Genomic DNA, 17,402 nt, shown 5'->3' on the forward strand with positions numbered 1-17,402 from the left:
ACCCCGACAGGACACACGTCGTGAACGCACTGGCCGCCCGCCGCCGCCACCCGGCTGCGATCGCCATCCTGCTCATGCTCGGCCTCCTCGTGACCGGCTTCGCGTATGCCGCGGTCGCACCGCAGCCCGCGAAGGCCGAGACCAGCTCGGCCGAGGACGTCGCCGCCGGCAAGCAGCTCTTCCAGGCCAACTGCGCCTCGTGCCACGGCGTCAACGCCGAGGGCCGCGCGACCGGCAACGGCGACAAGATCGCCGGACCCGCCCTCGCCGGCGTGGGTGCCGCCGCTGTCGACTTCCAGATGGGCACCGGCCGCATGCCGATGCGCGCCCCGGCCGTCCAGGCGCCGCGCGGGGAGACGCAGTTCACGCAGGAGGAGATCGACAAGGTCGGTGCCTACATCGCCTCGCTCGCTCCCGGTCCGGCAGTCCCATCCGAGGAGGACGTCGACCCCACCAAGGGTGACCCCGCCAAGGGCGGCGAGCTCTTCCGCGTCAACTGCGCCATGTGCCACAACTTCGCCGGCTCCGGTGGCGCCCTCACCCGTGGCAAGTACGCCCCGTCGCTCGAGGGCGTCTCGGGCAAGCACATCTACGAGGCCATGGAGACCGGCCCGCAGTCGATGCCGGTCTTCAACGACGGCAACATCGCACCCGAGGACAAGCGCGACATCATCGCCTTCCTCAAGACCATCGAGGACGCACCCCAGCAGGGCGGTCACGCGCTCGGCTCGCTGGGACCGGTGACGGAGGGCTGGTTCGCCTGGTTCTTCGGCCTGGGCATCCTCGTCGCCGCCGCCGTCTGGCTCGGGCAGAAGTCCGCCTGAGCATGCCGGCCACCGCTTCCCACTCTCCGTCGACAGGATCGATCATCCGATGAACGAGCAGGACAGCACGCCCACCGGAGGCGAGGTCACCCGCACGGGTGAGTTCGGCTCCGGTGCCGTTCGCCTCGACCAGGGCCACATCGTCGGTGACGGTGGGATCCCCGAGAGGTTCCAGAACCCCGGGTTCCCCCCGCACGCCGTGCGTGGCGCCGACCTCGACGAGGCCGCCGCCAAGCGTGCCGAGCGCATCGTCGGTGGCCTCTTCGTCATGTCGATCCTCGGCACCCTGGGCTTCATCGTCGCCTACTTCGCGATCGACTCCGAGGCGACGATCTTCATCCCCGGCACCGGTAGCACCAACGCCGTCCACGCCGTCCTCGGCATCTGCATGGCGCTCTCGCTGCTCGGCATCGGCCTCGGCGCGGTCCAGTGGGCCAAGACCCTCATGAACGACCACGAGGCCGTCGAGGAGCGCCACCCGCAGCGCTCCGCCGACGCCGACCGGGCGAAGTTCGTCGAGATCATGTCCGACGGCGACCGCGAGTCGCAGCTCTCCCGCCGCCCGCTCATCAAGTACGCCCTCGGTGGCGCGCTCGGCCTCTTCGCCGTGCCCGTCGTCCTCCCCCTCATCGGCGGCCTCGGACCGCTGCCGGGCGACGACCTGTCGGTGAGCTTCTGGAACGGCGAGCAGGAGGAGGACGGCTCCTACCCCAACGAGCCGCTCCGCCTCATGCGCGACCCGCAGAACACGCCGATCAAGGCCAGCGAGGTCACGATCGGCTCCGTCTTCCACGTCATGCCCGAGGGCCTCCTCGACCTCGAGGAGCACATCCTCGAGGCCAAGGCCAAGGCCGCGGTCATCGTCATGCGCCTCGACCCCGACGACATCAAGTCCCAGAAGGAGAAGGACTGGGGCCACCAGGGCATCGTCGCGTACTCCAAGATCTGCACCCACGTCGGATGCCCGGTCGGTCTCTACGAGCAGCAGACGCACCACCTGCTCTGCCCGTGCCACCAGTCGACCTTCGACGTGACGCAGGACTGCAAGGTGATCTTCGGACCGGCCAAGCGCCCCCTTCCGCAACTTCCGATCACCGTCGATGATGAGGGTTATCTCATCTCCAAGGGCCCGTTCAGGGAAGCCACCGGGCCGAGCTTCTGGGAGCGTGGTTCCGCATGAGCACCGAGAGCATCCCCGCCGGTCGCCCGGCGGACCGTCTGCGCGACGGTGACACCCCCGTGACCCACGCCCCGAGCGCCGCCGCGCGCAAGGTCGGTGGCGTCGCCGGGTGGATCGACGACCGCACCAACGGCGCGAGGGGCATCAACTACCTCCTGCGCAAGGTGTTCCCGCACCACTGGTCGTTCATGCTCGGCGAGATCGCCATGTACTCGCTCATCATCTGTCTGCTCTCCGGCGCGCTCCTGACGATCTGGTTCGTCCCCAGCGCCGGGCACACCGTCTACGACGGCTCCTACGTCCCGCTTCGTGGCACGCAGATGTCCGAGGCCTATGCCTCGACGCTCGACATCTCGTTCGACGTCAAGGGCGGCCTGCTCATCCGGCAGATCCACCACTGGGCCGCGCTCATGTTCCTCGTCGGCCTGACGGTGCACATGTTCCGCGTCTTCTTCACCGGCGCCTTCCGCAAGCCGCGTGAGCTCAACTGGGTCATCGGCACCGTCCTGGCCCTGCTCGCGGCCATCGAGGGCTTCGCGGGCTACTCCCTCCCGGACGACCTGCTCTCGGGCACCGGCATCCGAGCCATGGAGGGCTTCGTCCAGACAGCCCCGGTCATCGGCTCCTACCTCGCCTACGCGATCTTCGGTGGACCCTTCCCGGGTGAGGCGATCATTCCCCGCCTGTATGCCGCGCACGTGCTGCTCATCCCGGCGATCCTCGTCGGCCTGTTCATCGCGCACATCGTGCTCGTCGCGGTCCACAAGCACACCCAGTACCCCGGCCCGGGCCGGACCAACGACAACGTCGTCGGCCACCGCGTCATGCCGGTCTACGCCGCGACCGCCGGCGGTTTCTTCTTCATCGTGTTCGGCGTCATCACGCTCATCTCGGCGCTCTTCACCATCAACCCGATCTGGGCCTACGGTCCCTACGACCCGTCGCCCGTCACCGCCGGCTCGCAGCCGGACTGGTACATGGGCGCCTACGACGGTGCGCTCCGCCTCCTTCCCGGCTGGCTCGAGTTCCAGATCGGCGGCAACACGCTGTCGCTCAACATCGCGCTCGGCGCGCTCGTCCTGCTGCCCCTCGTCTACATCGTCCTGGGTTCCTACCCGTTCGTGGAGAAGTGGGTCACCGGTGACGACCGCGAGCACCACCTGCTCGACCGGCCGCGCAACAACCCGACGCGCACCGGCATCGGCATGGCCGGCATCGTCGCCTACTCGGTGTTCATGTTCGCGGCGGGCAACGACATCATGGCGATCAAGCTCGGGATGTCGATCAACGACATCACGTGGGTCTTCCGCATCGGGCTGTTCGTCCTGCCCCCCCTCGCCTTCTGGGTGACGAAGCGGATCTGCCTCAGCCTCCAGCGTCGTGACCGCGACCTCGCCCTGCACGCCCGCGAGTCGGGTCGCATCATCCGGGGCGCCGACGGGTCCTTCCACGAGCGCCACGACGACCTCACCGACTACGAGCGGTGGATCCTCGTCCAGCACGAGCCGGTGGCCCCGCTCCAGCTCGAGCCGGAGTACGACGAGAACGGCGTCGCACGCCCGGCGGCCCGCAAGGACCGCCTGCGCGCCAAGCTGTCGCACTTCTACTTCAAGGACGCCGTCAACCCGGTCACCCCGGCCGAGCTGGCCGCCGCCCACCACGACGGCCAGCAGGCCGAGGCCATCGAGGCACCCTTCGACTACGAGGGCATCGAGGGCGACTCCGACCACACCCCCGGCAACGGTGGCGTGGGCGCCGACACCAACGCGGGTCGTGGCGGCATCGGCAGCGCGAGCCGTCTGCGGGAGTGACGTCCCGCGGGCACCACGCTCGCTGACCCTCTCGCCTGCGGCCCCCGGACCTCGTCCGGGGGCCGCAGCCGTTCTCCGTGGCGCACAGACCCGTGACGGCCGGACGTCGCACCCCGGTCCTCCCCCACCCACGGCGCATGACAGGCTGGGCGCGTGCAGCCCGTCCCCCCGGAGGAGTTCGAGTCGATCGTCGAGGAGGCCCTCGACGACGTGCCCGAGGAGCTCATGGGCATGCTCGACAACGTCGTCTTCCTCGTCGAGGACGAGCCCCCCGCCGACGACCCCGAGCTCCTCGGCGTCTACGACGGGATCCCGCTCACCGAGCGCGACTCCGGCTGGGGTCTGGGCAACCTCCCGGACCGCATCACGCTCTTCCGCGGCCCGCTCACGCGAATGTGCGACGACCTCGACGACCTGCGCGAGGAGATCGCGGTGACGGTCGTCCACGAGATCGCCCACCACTTCGGCATCGACGACGCCACCCTGCACGAGCTCGGCTGGGGCTGAGCCCTGCGGCGCCTGCCGCTACCGTGCTCGGGTGAGCCACCCCGCCGCCCCCGATTCGCACGCGACGCATGAGGACCGAGACCGCCGCGTGCTCTCGTGGATCGGGGCCGGCCTCCTTGCCGGCGGCATGCCGGTCCACGAGGTCGAGGAGGACATCCGGGACGTGGCACGATCCCTCGGCCACCCAGGGGCACAGGTGGCCTGCTCACCCACCGGGCTGCTCGTCTCGCTGACGTCCGGGGGGCCGTCGACCTTCGAGCAGGTCGACGGTGGGCTGCGCCTCGACCAGCTCGCGGACGTCCTCGCCCTCGAGGCCGCCCTGCGGGCCGGGCACCTGGATCCGGACGAGTGCCTGTCAACGCTCGCGGGACTGCGGGCACAGCCGCACCGCTACCGCACCGCCGGGTTCGTGGTGGGCGCCATACTCTCGGGCGTCGGCATCGGGCTGGTCCTCGCGCCGTCAGCAGCCTCACTCCTCTTCACGCTCGTCGTGGCGCCGTTGACGCCGCTCTTCGTGCTGCTCGTGGCGCGCGACCGCGCGCTTCGCACCCTCACGCCCTTCCTCGCGGGCTTCGTCGTGGCCCTGCTGGCCTTCTTCGCTGCCGAGGCTGGCTGGGTGGACGCGCCCCTGCGGACGCTGGTGGCACCCATCGCCGTGCTGCTTCCGGGGGCCCTCATCGTCACCGGCCTCACTGAGCTGGCCGCCGGGGCGATGGTGGCGGGCAGCTCACGTCTCGCCTTCGGTCTCGTGCAGCTGTTGCTCTTCGTCCTCGGCGTCGGAGCCGCCCTGGCTGTGACGGACGGGGGCGCCGACCTCCTCGACACGGCCTCTCCGGGGGCCCTGGGCTGGTGGGCCCCGCTCGTCGGTCTTGCCGTCGTCACCGTCGCGATCGCCCTCCTGGAGTCGGTCCCCATCCGTCAGGCACCCTGGCTGGCGACGGGCATCCTCGTCACCTTCAGCGCCCAGTCCCTCACTCTGGCGGTCGTCGAGGCGAGGTGGGCCGGAGCGTTCGCCGGAGCCGTCGTGGCAGCCCTGTTCTCGACGCTGCTGGAGTACGTGCGGCCCGAGCTGCCCCGGATGGTGGCCTTCCTCCCGAGCTTCTGGCTGCTCGTGCCTGGCTCGTTGGGACTCATCTCGATGGCGCAGTTCGAGGTCGGACCCGGAGAGGCCGCGATCGCGCTCGTCGACGTCGTGGTCGTCGTCGCCGCCATCGCCCTCGGAGTCATCGTCGGGGCAGCGCTCGCGGCCCCGTTGAGGCGGTTGGCGCGGCCGCTGGGCCTTCCGCACCTCCGTAGGCTCATGACAGCCCGGCGCCGTCGCCGGAGCGCCTGAGAGCCTCCGAGTGAGCGTCCCGGACCGCGCCCGGGCGACAGACGACGGAGCCGGTCACCTCGGATGAGGTGACCGGCTCCCGACGATGCTGCGGACCCGCGTCAGAGTGCGTGCGGCCCGCGCCAGTACTCGAAGACCCAGCCGATGAGGGCGGGGATGGCGAGGGCGGCGCCGAGGGCGACGATCCACCAGCCGATCGCGAGACCGAGGAAGATCAGCGCCGAGGCGCCGGCGAGGAAGAGCGGCTGCCAGCTGTGCGGGCTGAAGAAGCCGTAGTCACCGGCGATGTCGCTGATCTCGCCGAGCGGGTCGTCCTCCGGCGGGACCCCCTCGAGCTTGCGACGGGTGATGTTGAGGTAGCCGGCGATCATGAAGCCGAGCAGGGCGCCGAGGACGAGCCCCGTGACGCCGACCGGCTCGGAGAAGTCGTTCCACAGGCCGTAGATGACCGCCATGAGGGCCGCGAAGCCACCGAAGAGGTAGCCGATCCGTTCCATCGCGACCATGGGTCAGTGCTCCTGCTTCTTCGTGTTGGACATCGCGTCGTCGCCGAGGTCGGCAGGACCGAGCGCCTTGACGAGCCCCGTGCGCTCGTAGCCGGCCGGGGCCGCCTCCGGGTGGTTGAGGTCGAAGGCGGGGCGCTCCGAGCGGATCCGCGGGATCGAGTCGAAGTTGTGCCGCGGCGGCGGGCACGAGGTCGCCCACTCCAGCGAGGCGCCGTAGCCCCACGGGTCGTCGGTCTCGACGAGCGGCGCGTGGCGCCACGTCTTCCACACGTTGTAGAAGAACGGGATCATCGAGGCGCCGAGGAGGAAGGCACCGGTGGTCGACACCTGGTTGGCGAAGGTGAAGCCGTCCTCGGGGAGGTAGTCGGCGTAGCGGCGGGGCATGCCCCAGATGCCGAGGAGGTGCTGGATGAGGAAGGTCGTGTGGAAGCCGATGAAGAGCATCCAGAAGTGGACCTTGCCGAGCTTCTCGTCAAGCATGCGGCCGGTGAGCTTGGGCCACCAGAAGTAGAACCCGCCGAACATCGCGAAGACGACCGTGCCGAACACGACGTAGTGGAAGTGCGCCACGACGAAGTAGCTGTCGGTGAGGTGGAAGTCGAGCGCCGGGCTGGCGAGGATGACGCCGGTGAGGCCACCGAAGAGGAAGGTGACGAGGAAGCCGAGCGCCCAGAGCATCGGCGTCTCGAAGCTGAGCTTGCCGCCCCACATCGTGCCGATCCAGTTGAAGAACTTCACGCCGGTCGGCACGGCGATGAGCATCGTCATGATCGCGAAGAAGGGCAGGAGGACCTGTCCGGTGCCGTACATGTGGTGCGCCCAGACCGAGACCGACAGCGCCGCGATGGCGATCGTCGCGTAGACGAGGGTCTTGTAGCCGAAGACCGGCTTGCGCGAGAACACCGGGATGATCTCGGAGATGATCCCGAAGAAGGGCAGCGCGATGACATAGACCTCGGGGTGGCCGAAGAACCAGAAGATGTGCTGCCAGAGCATCACTCCCCCGCTGTCGGGGTCGAAGATGTGCGCCCCGAAGCGTCGGTCGGCGCCGAGTGCGAAGAGAGCGGCGGCCAGGGCCGGGAAGATGAGCAGGACGAGGATCGACGTGATGAGCACGGTCCACACGAAGATCGGCATCCGGAACATCGTCATGCCGGGGGCGCGCATCGTGAGGATCGTCGTGATGAAGTTGACCGACCCGAGGATGGTGCCGAAGCCGGCGAGGGCGAGGCCGAAGACCCAGAGGTCGCCACCGTGGCCGGGGCTGTAGGACGCGTCGGACAGCGGCGTGTAGGCGAACCAGCCGAACGCAGCGGCACCACCGGGGGTGAGGAAGCCACCGGCGGCGATGAGACCGCCGAAGAGGTAGAGCCAGTACGCGAACATGTTGAGGCGCGGGAACGACACGTCCGGCGCACCGATCTGCAGCGGCATGAGCGCGTTGGCGAACGCGGCGAAGAGCGGCGTCGCGAAGAGCAGCAGCATGATCGTGCCGTGCATGGTGAACAGCTGGTTGAACTGGTCGGGGTTGTCGACGACCTGCATGCCCGGCTGCATGAGCTCGGCGCGGATGATGAGCGCCATGAGGCCGCCCAGCAGGAACCACGCGAACGAGGTGATGAAGTAGAGGTTGCCGATGACCTTGTGGTCGGTCGTCGTCATCCACTTGACGACCGTGGCACCCGGGGCCACCCGCGGGTGACGGACGGTCTCGCGCTCACGGAGCATCGTGCGGGATTCGGTTGCGGCGCTCATGGGTTCAGTTCCTCAGTTCCTCGGGCAGGAGCTCGTCCTCGCCGGGCACGAGGCCCGAGCCGTCGCGGTTCAGTTCGGTGCCGAGCATGCCGGTCTGGCCCCGCGACTTGAGGTCGGCGATGTGCGCGTCGTACTCGGCGCGCGGGACGACCTTGACGTTGAACAGCATCTGGGAGTGGTAGGCGCCGCAGAGCTCGGCGCACTTGCCCTTGAAGGTCCCCTCCTCGGTCGGCACGACCTGGAACTTGTTGACCTTGCCCGGGATCATGTCGAGCTTCTGGAGGAACTGCGGCACCCAGAAGGAGTGGATGACGTCGCGCGACGTGAGGACGAACTCGACGCGCTCGTCGACGGGGAGGTAGAGCGTCGGGATCGTCTCCTCGGCGCCCGGCTGGCCGGTCATGATGGCCTGCGTGCCGACCTCGTGGACGTCGTCCTCGACGTAGTTGAAGTCCCAGGACCACTGCTTGCCGACGACGTTGACCGTCACGGCGGGGTCCTCGCTCGTGTCGAGCAGGGCGGTCTGGTCCTTGGCGGTGAAGAAGAAGAAGGTCGCGACCATGAAGATCGGGACGATCGTGTAGAGGATCTCGAGCGGCACGTTGTAGCGCAGCTGGACCGGGAGCTCGTTGTCGTCACGGCGACGGCGGTAGGCCACGACGCACCACGCGGTGAGTCCCCAGACGAGGACGCCGACGGCGAGGCACGCGATCCACGCGCCGATCCACAGGTCACGCACGCGCTCGGAGTTCTCGGTGACGCCGCGGGGCAGGAAGCCGTCCTCGAACTTGCCCAGCTCACACCCGCTGAGCGCCACCATCGCGCCCACGGCCAGGACGGACCAGAGGGCCAGTCGCCGACCCCGGGAACGGGGGTTGAGTTGGTCGTGCTGAGGCACCGCGGCACCCTCCTGCGTCGTCTGCTGGAACACGACAAACAGTAGTGCATGCTGCGGAACTCGCCGGGGACGGGGGGCGTTACGGTCGAGGCGTGCTGGACGCCACCCGGAGCCCTCTCCACCCCGCTGCCCGGGAGACCCTTCTCGCCGCCCTCGACGCCGGCTGGGCCGACCCCCGGCGCCTGCACCGCGAGGGGCGTCAGGCGCGCCTCCTGCTCGACCGGGCCCGCGAGAGCATCGCCGCCTCCCTCGGCGCGCGTCCCGACGAGGTCTCCTTTCACCCGAGCGGCACACACGCGCTGCGCACGGGCGTGGCCGGGCTCCGCCACGCCCGGCGGAGGGCCGCCTCGCGCATGCTCACGTCGGCCGTCGACCGGGCCGTCCTGCTCCTCGATGCCCACGAGGCCGACCCCGACGCCGAGCCCCTGCCCGTCGACCGTCTGGGTCGGCTCTCCCCCGCGACCCTCCGCGAGGCGCTTGTGACCCACCCAGCGGCCCTCGTCGCGGTCCAGCACGCCAACGGTGAGGTCGGGACCGTCCAGCCCGTGACCGACCTCCATGACGTATGCCGTGCGGCCGACCTCCCGCTGCTCGTCGACGGCACCGCGTCGCTGGGCCGGATGGAGAGCCCGGGGGCGTGGGACGCGCTCGCCGGCGACGCGGCCACCGTCGCCGGTCCCCCGGTCGGCGTCCTCGCCGTGCGGACCGGCACCCGCTTCGACCTGCCGGGTCCGCGGTGGGAGCCCGAGCACGGCCGCGAGGTGGAGGACCCGTGGGTGCCGCTCGTGCTCGCCGCCGCCGAGGCCTGGCAGCACGCCGTTCACGAGCGGCCCGCGGAGGAAGCCGCCGCCAGGGCGCTCACCGACCGCATCCGCGCTGCCGCGGCGGCCGTGCCCGACGTCGAGGTGGCCGGCGACCCCGCCGACCGGCTCCCGCACGTCGTCACCTTCAGCGCGCTCTACGTCGACGGCGAGAGCATCGTCGGCGAGCTCGACCGGCGTGGGATCGAGGTGGCCTCGGGATCGGCCTGCACGTCGAGCCGGCTCGAGCCCAGCCACGTCCTCGCCGCCATGGGCGCGCTCACCCACGGCAACGTCCGGGTCACCCTGCCGCTGGCCGCCGTCCGGTCCGAGCGTGCCGACGACGTCGACGCTCTGTGCCGCGAGCTCCCGACGGTGGTCGCAGAGCTGCGGGCCCGCCTCGGGGTCGACGACCTGTGAACGAGAGCCCTGACCTCGACGCGCGCGGCCTCCTGTGCCCGCTGCCCGTCATCCGGCTCGCCCGCCTCGCCCGCGACCTGCCGCCGGGCTCCGCACTGCTCGTCCTCGCCGACGACCCGGCCGCCGAGTCGGACATCCCCGCCTGGGCGCGGATGCGCGGACACGAGGTGAGGCTCGAGCGCAGGGGTGGGCACACGGCATACACGGTCGTGCTGGGGTGAGCTCCGCTCAGCAGAAGCGGAGGTCCGGGGCCTCGAGGGCCACGGCGAGCGCCTCGAGGTAGCGCCGGCGCGGCCACTCGACGACGCCGAGGCGCTCGAGGTGGCCGGTGCTCCACTGGACGTCGATGATCCGGCGCTCGTCGCCGTCGGCACGCACCAGGTCGACGAGCGCGGCGAGGGCCACCTTCGACGCGTCGCGCTCGAGGTGGAACATCGACTCGCCCGCGAAGAGGCCGCCGACCGCGATGCCGTAGAGCCCGCCGACGAGGCGGCCGTCGAGCCACGTCTCGACACTGTGCGCCCAGCCGAGGCGGTGCATCTCGGTGTATGCCGTGACGATCTCGTCGGTGATCCAGCGTCCCACGCGCTCGGGGTCGCCACACAGGCGCATGACGTCGGGAAAGGCCGTGTCGACCCGGACCTCGAACCGCGACCGGGCCTTGCGCAGCGAGCGGCTCTCGCGGAAGTTCGCGGGCACGAGGACGCCGCGCGGCTCAGGCGACCACCAGCCGATGGGGCGCGCACCGTGGTCGCCGAGGCCCATCGGGAAGAGGCCGACGCGGTAGGCAGCGAGCAGCGTCCCGGGCGAGAGGTCGGCCCCGGCGGCGACGAGGTCCTCGTCCTCGGTGGGACGCAGTCGGCCCATCGCCCACTCACCGGGTGGCGGCTCGACCGGCGGGAAGGGGACGGTCACGACCGCGGCATCAGGGCCGGGCGCAGGTGATGTGCGGCTCGACGTCGGCGGCCGAGTCGTCACCGTAGGCCTGTGCGAGCCGGTCGAGGAACGCCGACTTGTCGAGGACGTACTCCTGGGTGCCGACGGTCTCGAGGACGTAGGTGGCGAGGAGGGAGCCGATCTCGGCGCAGCGACGGTGCTCGAGGCCGGCGGACAGCCCGGTGAGGAAGCCGGCGCGGAAGGCGTCGCCGACACCCGTCGGGTCGGCGCGGCGGGCCTCGAGGGCGATCGGCACCTCGATCGGCTCCTCACCGCGGGTCTTGATGACCGCCCCGTCCTTGCCCTTGGTGATGACCCGGGTCGTCACCTGGGCGTCGATGTCGGCCTCGCTCCAGCCGGTCTTCTGCTCGGTGAGGTGGGCCTCGTACTCGTTGGTGAAGAGGTAGTCCGCGCCCTCGATGAGCGTGCGGATGAAGGGGCCGTCGGCGAAGGCGAGCTGCTGCGACGGGTCGGCGACGAAGGTGAGCCCGCGGGTCCGGCACTCGTCGGTGTGCCGCAGCATCGCCTCGGGGTCGTTGGCCCCGATGAGGACGAGGTCGAGACCCGTGGCCGCGATCGGGCCGAGCTCGATGAGCCGTGCCTCGCTCATGGCGCCGGCATAGAAGGTCGCCATCTGCGCCATGTCGTCGTCGGTCGTGCACACGAAGCGGGCGGTGTGCTTGGAGTCCGAGATGTGCACGTGGTCGCAGTCGACACCGTGCCGGGTCAGCCAGCTGCGGTAGTCGGCGAAGTCCTCGCCCGCGGCGCCGACGAGGATCGGGCGCTGACCGAGGGCGGCCATGCCGAAGCAGATGTTGCCGGCGACTCCCCCACGGCGGATCTCGAGCGAGTCGGCGAGGAACGACACCGAGATCTTGTCGAGCTGCTCGACGACGAGGGAGTCGGCGAACCGGCCCCTGAACGTCATGAGGTGGTCGGTCGCGATGGACCCGGTGACTGCGATACGCACCCCGGCAACCTACCCCGTCCCGTGCGGTCGCAGGTCGTCGCACCGGTGACCCAGGCACCTCGCCGCACGTCTGCCTAATTTCGACATCGCAAGGTACTTGACATCGCATAGTACTGGGCGTCATCGTTGAGCCATGCCCGCACACGACCCGCAGATGCTCAAGGGAGTCCTCGGGCTCCTCCTCCTGAGCATGCTGGCGACCGGCGACAACTACGGCTACGGCCTCGTTACGCAGCTGCGCGCCGCCGGGTTCGACGACCTCGCCGAGGGGACCGTCTACCCCGGGCTCACCCGCCTCGAGTCCGCCGGCCTGCTCGAGTCGCACCTCGTCCGCAGCGACTCCGGCCCGGCCCGCAAGTACTACCGCCTCACGCCTGCTGGGCACGCCGAGCTCGCAGCCCGGCGCACCGCGTGGGAGCACCTCGTCCAGTCCGTCCACACCGCCACCGCCACCGCGCTCATCACAGGGGAGACCGCATGAACATCGTCGACCGCGTCCGGATCGAGTCCGCGATCCTCCGCTACGACTTCTGGCTCGAGATGCGAGGGCTCCGAGGCTCACGACGCCGGGAGCTGAGGCGTGAGCTGCGGGCGAACCTCGCCGAGGCGGCGACCGACGTGGGGACCACTCGAGCCCTCTTCGGCATCGGCTCGCCCAAGCAGCTCGCGTATGCCGCGACCGACACCGACCCGTCCAGGCCGCGGTGGTCGCAGGGCGCGCTGTGGGCGGCCCTCGTCTTCGGTCTCGTGATCTTCGGCTGCATGTTCACCGCGATCGCCTTCACCGCCGGCGTGGAGGCGAGCGGAGTCGAGGGACGCAGGGTCCACGGCTTCGTCTTCCCGTGGTTCGGCGTGGACTTCGCGGCCCAGGTCGAACCGGGTCGCAGCTACGCCGCCGGCGCCGGGGGCGTCGGGGCCTACTTCCTCGGGCTCCCCCTGCTGACGTTCCTCCTCGTGGCGCAGCCGTGGCGGTTGCTCCGTCGGGAGCGGCACGCGCCCGCAGCGACCAGCGACCGCGCCTGACGCACTCCCCCGGTCCGGGTCGGCCCGCGCGGACCCTTGTCGATGTCGGTGCGACCGAGCAGAGTGCGCTGCATGGATACTCCCCGCTGGCAGGACGCCGACTTCACAGGGCTCAAGGCCTTCGTCTTCAACTGCACCCTCAAGCGCTCGCCCGAGACGAGCAACACCCAGGGCCTCATCGACGTGAGCACCGCGATCATGGAGAAGCACGGGGTCGAGGTCGAGGTGCTGCGCGCCGTCGACCACGACATCGCGACCGGCGTCTACCCGGACATGACGGAGCACGGCTGGGAGAGCGACGAGTGGCCCGAGATCTGGAAGCGCGTCGAGGCCAGCGACATCATCGTCATCGCCGGGCCCATCTGGCTCGGTGACAACTCCAGCGTGACCAAGCAGGTCATCGAGCGCCTCTACGCCATGAGCGGGATGCACAACGACAAGGGCCAGTACATCTACTACGGCAAGGTCGGCGGCGCGATCATCACCGGCAACGAGGACGGCATCAAGCACTGCGCCTCCAACATCCTCTACAGCCTCCAGCACCTCGGCTGCACGGTCCCGCCCAACGCCGACGCCGGCTGGATCGGCGAGGCCGGACCCGGCCCCTCCTACCTCGACGAGGGCAGCGGTGGGCCCGAGAACGAGTTCACCCAGCGCAACACCACCTTCATGACGTGGAACCTCATGCACCTCGCCTGGCTTCTCAAGGAGCAGGGCGGCTTCCCTGCCGGCGGCAACGAGCGCACCAAGTGGGACCAGGGCGCGAACTTCGACCACCCCAACCCCGAGTACCGCTGAGCCGCGGCGCCCCACAACGAAATGGGGGCGGACGGCATACGGCGAAGGGCCCCTCACCGGGAGTGGTGAGGGGCCCTTCGGTATGCCGTGGTGCGGCTCAGCTGAAGGAGTCGCCGCAGGCGCACGAGCTGCCCGCGTTGGGGTTGTCGATGGTGAAGCCCTGCTTCTCGATGGTGTCGGAGAAGTCGATCGTGGCGCCCTCGAGGTAGGGGCTGCTCATCCGGTCGACGACGACCTCGACACCGTCGAAGTCGCGCACGAGGTCACCGTCGAGGGAGCGCTCGTCGAAGTAGAGCTGGTAGATGAGGCCCGAGCAGCCACCGGGCTGCACGCCCACGCGCAGGCGGAGGTCGTCGCGACCCTCCTGCTCGAGGAGGGACTTGACCTTGCCGGCCGCGAGGTCGGTGAGGAGGACGCCGTGCGCCGGGGTCGCCTCGGTCTCGGTCGTGGTCTCGGGCTTGGTGTCGAGCTCGCTCATGGGTGACTCCTGTGATGCGTCGGGGCTCGGGTGGTCTGTGGTCCTGCAGGAGGTCGCAACCGTGTGCGGCCTCGATCTGTTCCCGGGCGTGACCTCAGGATACGTCGCCCTCGGCGGATCACCGACCAGCGGACCACGTTCTGGCGACACGCGCCGCACGCGCCCGCAGGGTTCCCACCGGGTCGAGGAAGGCCGCGTCGACCTCCTCGGGGGTCTCGGCGACGGCATACGTGCCGCTGATCCCCAGCCCCATCGTCTCGCGACGGCCGACGAGGACCTGGCCGGCGAGGACGACGCTCGGCAGGCCCTCCTCGAGGGCCGCGGCGGCGACGCCGGCGGCGACCTTGCCGTGCAGGCTCTGCCAGTCGAAGGTGCCCTCCCCCGTGACGACGAGGTCGCTGCCGCGCACGACGTCGCGGAAGCCGACGGCGTCGAGGACGAGGTCGACTCCGCTCACCCGCCGCCCGCCGAGGAGGAAGAGGGCGTAGCCGAGCCCGCCCGCCGCACCCGCGCCCGGCTCGCGGTCGAGCCGCCTCGGTGCGCCGGTGAGCAGGTCGAGCGGTGCGTCGAGGGTCCGGCCGACGATCTCGGTGAAGCGGCCGAGGGCGCCCTCGAGCTCCTGGGCGACCTCCGGCGTCGCACCCTTCTGCGGGCCGAAGACGGCGCTCGCCCCCTTGAAGCCGAGGAGCGGGTTGTCGACGTCGGTCGCGACGACGAGGTCGACGCCGTCGAAGGGGCCGCGGGCCGCGAGCAACCCGGACAGGACGTCGTCGGGTGCGGCGGCGAGGGCGCGGCCGCCGCGCGCCAGCTGCTCTGCCGGCCCGGCGCCGAGCGCCGAGAGCATTCCCGCGCCGGCGTCGTTGGTGCCGCTGCCCCCGAGACCCACGACGATGCGGTCGGGCTCGGACTCGAGGGCGGCGAGGAGGAGCTCGCCGACTCCCCACGTGCTCGTGAGGGCCGGGTCACGCTCGTCGGCGGCGAGCAGGTGCAACCCCGCGGCCTGGGCCGACTCGACGTATGCCGTCCGCTCGCCGTCGCGTGTGACGACGAGGACCGCGCCCGGCACCTCGCGCCCGAGCGGGTCACTCACCGTGAGGGCCACCGTGTCGCCGTCGAGGGCGCGGCCGAGCACGTCGAGGAAGCCCGGGCCACCGTCGGACAGGGGCAGCAGCGTCAGCGCGTCGCGCGGGGCGGTGTCGTGCCAGCCGGCGGCCATCGCCTCGGCCGCCTGGGTCGCGGTGAGGGTTCCGGTGAAGCAGTCCGGGGCGATGACGACGTGCACGGCACGCACGGTATCGGGTCGTCGCGCTCCCCCGGAACGGGCCGAGGGCCGGCCACCGTGCGGTGACCGGCCCTCGGAACGTGCGGGCGGGGCTCAGGAGAGGTCGCCGCCATCGTGGTCGTGATCGTCGTGCAGGCCACCACCGCTGGTCGTGCCGGCACCGACGGGCTTGCCGTCGACGTGCTGGCCGGGGGGCGAGGCCGGACGGCCCTTGCCTCCGTTGACGGCCGCCGTGCTCATCGCGTAGGTGACGACGGCGTGGGCCATGGCGTCGGAGTTCTCGTCGATGGCCTTGGTGTTGACGTTGGCGATCGTGTCGCACGCCTGGTGGTAGCAGACGTCGTAGGCCACGCCGGCCTGGCCGCCGAAGACCGCCGCCTGCTGAGCGGTCTTGACGCCTTCGGCGCCGGTGAAGAGACCACCGGCGGGGATGCCCTCGGCGATGAACGGCCCGTAGTCGCTGCGACCCGAGAACGGCGTCTCCTCCGAGGGCAGGTTCTGCGAGGCGAAGTAGTCGTGGAAGAGGTCCTCGATCGCGCCCGAGCCCTCGGGACCCTCGGCGGCGCTGGGGCCGACGGGGAAGCGTGAGTTGTCGCCGTCGTAGACGAACCGGACGTAGTTGGGCGAGCCCACCATGTCGAAGTTCAGGTAGAGGCCGATGTCGGCCAGGCCCTCGGGGTCGTTGGCGACGAGGTCGGCGACGTAGTGCTCGGAGCCGAGGAGTCCCAGCTCCTCGGCACCCCACCAGCCGAACCGGACCTTGTTCTTGGGCGCGACCTTGGCGAACTGCTCGGCGACCTCGAGGAGCGCACCGCTGCCGCTGCCGTTGTCGTTGATGCCGGGGCCCGCGACGACGCTGTCGAGGTGTGCGCCGGCCATGACGATGTTGTCGGCGTTGCCCTTCTCGGTCTCGGCGAGGACGTTCCAGGTCTGGCGGATGGCCGACTCGGTGCTCGTCTTGACGTGGAGCACGGTGCCCGGCTGGGAGAGCTCGACACCGTTGGCGTAGCTCGTGCCGAGGACCGGGATGGTGACGAGCGGCGCGCCGAGGGTGCCGGCGATGACGTCGGTGCGACCGGGCTGTCCCTCGTTCATGATGACGACCGCGGACGCGCCGGCTTCCTGGGCGTTGAGCGCCTTCTCGCCGAACGTGCAGGTGCCGCGCTGGATGAGCGCGATGTTGCCGGGCGTGAAGCCGGCGAACTCGGCGTCCGCGCAGCCCGAGACGGTGGTGCCCGCGGGGTTGGTCTGCGGGATGGACAGGCTGACGTTCGTCACTGGTGCGGTGACCTCACCCGAGCCCGAGTATGTCATCGACGCGAAGTCCGTGCCGACCGTGTAGGGCTTGGGCGTCGGGGCGACGCGGTCCATCTGGGCCGCAGCGAGCTCGCGGTAGAAGGGGAAGTCGAACTCCTGGACCGTGGGCGAGTAGCCCGCAGCCTCGAGGCGGTCGACGACGTAGTCGCGCGACGCCGCATAGCCCGGGGTGCCGGAGGCGCGGGTGCCACCGTTGGCGTCCGCGATGCCCTGGAGGTTCTGGAGGTGCTCCATGACGCCGGCCGAGGTGACGGCCTTGCGGAGCTTGGCGGAGGTGTTGTTGGCGGGGTCCGCGCCGGCCGGCGCCGAGGCCGCCAGGACGAGGGCTGTACCGCCGGCCGCTGCTCCGATGCGGAGCCACAGGGCACGGGTGAGGTCCTGTCGAATCACGAGTGGTGCCTTTCAGGGAGGGCCACCTGCCCCATTGCAGGTGGTCACGATGACCCACCCCGAGGGGTGGGCCAAGGGTCACCGTAGGGGCGGGAGGCGCCGCGCGCCAGACCCCGGAGCCCACGAGATCGGGAACTGTGGGACTCACACGACCCCCGCACCGGGAGGGTGCAC

General features: G+C 70.6%; 18 protein-coding genes. 10 read left to right on the forward strand and 8 right to left on the reverse strand.

What is annotated here, in order from left to right:
- The first annotated feature begins 20 nt into the window (after positions 1-20).
- The 5 genes from qcrC to N798_RS08040 all read left to right on the forward strand — a co-directional run bounded on the left by qcrC (position 21) and on the right by N798_RS08040 (position 5,655).
- Positions 21-824, forward strand: a complete 804-nt coding sequence (gene qcrC, locus N798_RS08020; RefSeq protein WP_035947625.1) for a cytochrome bc1 complex diheme cytochrome c subunit — start codon at positions 21-23, stop codon at positions 822-824.
- A gap of 49 nt (positions 825-873) precedes the next feature.
- Positions 874-2,004, forward strand: coding sequence for a cytochrome bc1 complex Rieske iron-sulfur subunit (gene qcrA / locus N798_RS08025; protein WP_035947626.1), 1,131 nt, complete (start codon positions 874-876; stop codon positions 2,002-2,004).
- Positions 2,001-3,815, forward strand: a complete 1,815-nt coding sequence (gene qcrB, locus N798_RS08030) for a cytochrome bc1 complex cytochrome b subunit (protein WP_035947628.1) — start codon at positions 2,001-2,003, stop codon at positions 3,813-3,815. The genes qcrA and qcrB overlap by 4 nt, the downstream gene beginning before the upstream one ends.
- 153 nt (positions 3,816-3,968) lie before the next feature.
- Positions 3,969-4,322 (forward strand): metallopeptidase family protein, encoded by a 354-nt coding sequence (locus tag N798_RS08035; protein ID WP_035947629.1) that lies wholly within the window; start codon positions 3,969-3,971, stop codon positions 4,320-4,322.
- A gap of 31 nt (positions 4,323-4,353) precedes the next feature.
- On the forward strand, positions 4,354-5,655 hold the full coding sequence (locus N798_RS08040) for a threonine/serine exporter family protein (RefSeq protein WP_156971668.1): 1,302 nt from the start codon (positions 4,354-4,356) through the stop codon (positions 5,653-5,655).
- A gap of 101 nt (positions 5,656-5,756) precedes the next feature.
- On the opposite strand, the gene N798_RS08045 is transcribed toward N798_RS08040, so the two are convergent.
- Genes N798_RS08045 through ctaC form a run of 3 tightly spaced genes read right to left on the reverse strand, consistent with a single transcriptional unit; the run spans position 5,757 to position 8,814 of the window.
- Positions 5,757-6,161 (reverse strand): cytochrome c oxidase subunit 4, encoded by a 405-nt coding sequence (locus tag N798_RS08045; RefSeq protein ID WP_035947632.1) that lies wholly within the window; start codon positions 6,159-6,161, stop codon positions 5,757-5,759.
- Between the two features lie 3 nt (positions 6,162-6,164).
- A complete protein-coding gene (gene ctaD / locus N798_RS08050; protein ID WP_084100320.1) occupies positions 6,165-7,889 on the reverse strand; it encodes an aa3-type cytochrome oxidase subunit I in 1,725 nt (574 codons plus the stop codon).
- A gap of 31 nt (positions 7,890-7,920) precedes the next feature.
- Positions 7,921-8,814, reverse strand: a complete 894-nt coding sequence (gene ctaC, locus N798_RS08055; protein ID WP_035947697.1) for an aa3-type cytochrome oxidase subunit II — start codon at positions 8,812-8,814, stop codon at positions 7,921-7,923.
- 92 nt (positions 8,815-8,906) lie between these two features.
- On the opposite strand from ctaC, the gene N798_RS08060 reads away from it, so the two are divergent.
- A complete protein-coding gene (locus N798_RS08060) occupies positions 8,907-10,034 on the forward strand; it encodes a cysteine desulfurase family protein (protein ID WP_035947637.1) in 1,128 nt (375 codons plus the stop codon).
- Positions 10,031-10,255 (forward strand): sulfurtransferase TusA family protein, encoded by a 225-nt coding sequence (locus tag N798_RS08065; RefSeq protein ID WP_035947638.1) that lies wholly within the window; start codon positions 10,031-10,033, stop codon positions 10,253-10,255. The genes N798_RS08060 and N798_RS08065 overlap by 4 nt, the downstream gene beginning before the upstream one ends.
- Before the next feature lie 7 nt (positions 10,256-10,262).
- On the opposite strand, the gene aat is transcribed toward N798_RS08065, so the two are convergent.
- Together aat and N798_RS08075 are read right to left on the reverse strand one after the other, a co-directional pair.
- Positions 10,263-10,949: a leucyl/phenylalanyl-tRNA--protein transferase gene (gene aat, locus N798_RS08070; protein ID WP_035947639.1), complete on the reverse strand. Its 687-nt coding sequence runs from the start codon at positions 10,947-10,949 to the stop codon at positions 10,263-10,265.
- Between the two features lie 10 nt (positions 10,950-10,959).
- Positions 10,960-11,940, reverse strand: a complete 981-nt coding sequence (locus N798_RS08075; protein ID WP_035947640.1) for a carbohydrate kinase family protein — start codon at positions 11,938-11,940, stop codon at positions 10,960-10,962.
- A 133-nt stretch (positions 11,941-12,073) separates the two neighbouring features.
- Here N798_RS08075 and N798_RS08080 point away from each other — a divergent pair, with 133 nt between their 5' ends.
- From N798_RS08080 to N798_RS08090, 3 genes are all read left to right on the forward strand, one after another.
- A complete protein-coding gene (locus N798_RS08080; RefSeq protein ID WP_035947642.1) occupies positions 12,074-12,421 on the forward strand; it encodes a PadR family transcriptional regulator in 348 nt (115 codons plus the stop codon).
- On the forward strand, positions 12,418-12,963 hold the full coding sequence (locus N798_RS08085) for a hypothetical protein (protein WP_035947645.1): 546 nt from the start codon (positions 12,418-12,420) through the stop codon (positions 12,961-12,963). Before N798_RS08080 ends, N798_RS08085 begins: the two co-directional genes overlap by 4 nt.
- A gap of 72 nt (positions 12,964-13,035) precedes the next feature.
- Entirely contained in the window at positions 13,036-13,761 is a 726-nt protein-coding gene (locus N798_RS08090; RefSeq protein ID WP_052117054.1) for a flavodoxin family protein, read from the forward strand.
- 97 nt (positions 13,762-13,858) lie between these two features.
- Here the strand turns inward: N798_RS08090 and N798_RS08095 are convergent, their stop codons facing one another.
- From N798_RS08095 to N798_RS08105, 3 genes are all read right to left on the reverse strand, one after another.
- The gene (locus N798_RS08095; RefSeq protein ID WP_035947648.1) at positions 13,859-14,239 is read right to left on the reverse strand and encodes a HesB/IscA family protein; all 381 of its coding nucleotides are present in this window, start codon (positions 14,237-14,239) and stop codon (positions 13,859-13,861) included.
- A gap of 118 nt (positions 14,240-14,357) precedes the next feature.
- Positions 14,358-15,521, reverse strand: a complete 1,164-nt coding sequence (locus N798_RS08100) for a glycerate kinase family protein (RefSeq protein WP_035947698.1) — start codon at positions 15,519-15,521, stop codon at positions 14,358-14,360.
- Positions 15,522-15,614: 93 nt separating this feature from the next.
- Complete coding sequence (locus N798_RS08105; RefSeq protein WP_035947649.1) at positions 15,615-17,228, reverse strand: M28 family metallopeptidase; 1,614 nt, start codon at positions 17,226-17,228, stop codon at positions 15,615-15,617.
- Positions 17,229-17,402: the final 174 nt, after the last annotated feature.

Source organism: Knoellia flava TL1 (assembly GCF_000768675.1).
GTDB lineage: Bacteria > Actinomycetota > Actinomycetes > Actinomycetales > Dermatophilaceae > Knoellia > Knoellia flava.

Excerpts from the sequence above, each read along its gene's own strand:
- qcrA (WP_035947626.1), top strand. The coding sequence starts at position 874 with ATGAACGAGCAGGACAGCACGCCCACCGGAGGCGAGGTCACCCGCACG.
- qcrB (WP_035947628.1), top strand. The coding sequence starts at position 2,001 with ATGAGCACCGAGAGCATCCCCGCCGGTCGCCCGGCGGACCGTCTGCGC.
- N798_RS08045 (WP_035947632.1), bottom strand. The coding sequence starts at position 6,161 with ATGGTCGCGATGGAACGGATCGGCTACCTCTTCGGTGGCTTCGCGGCC.
- ctaD (WP_084100320.1), bottom strand. The coding sequence starts at position 7,889 with ATGCTCCGTGAGCGCGAGACCGTCCGTCACCCGCGGGTGGCCCCGGGT.
- N798_RS08080 (WP_035947642.1), top strand. The coding sequence starts at position 12,074 with ATGCCCGCACACGACCCGCAGATGCTCAAGGGAGTCCTCGGGCTCCTC.
- N798_RS08085 (WP_035947645.1), top strand. The coding sequence starts at position 12,418 with ATGAACATCGTCGACCGCGTCCGGATCGAGTCCGCGATCCTCCGCTAC.
- N798_RS08090 (WP_052117054.1), top strand. The coding sequence starts at position 13,036 with ATGGATACTCCCCGCTGGCAGGACGCCGACTTCACAGGGCTCAAGGCC.
- N798_RS08095 (WP_035947648.1), bottom strand. The coding sequence starts at position 14,239 with ATGAGCGAGCTCGACACCAAGCCCGAGACCACGACCGAGACCGAGGCG.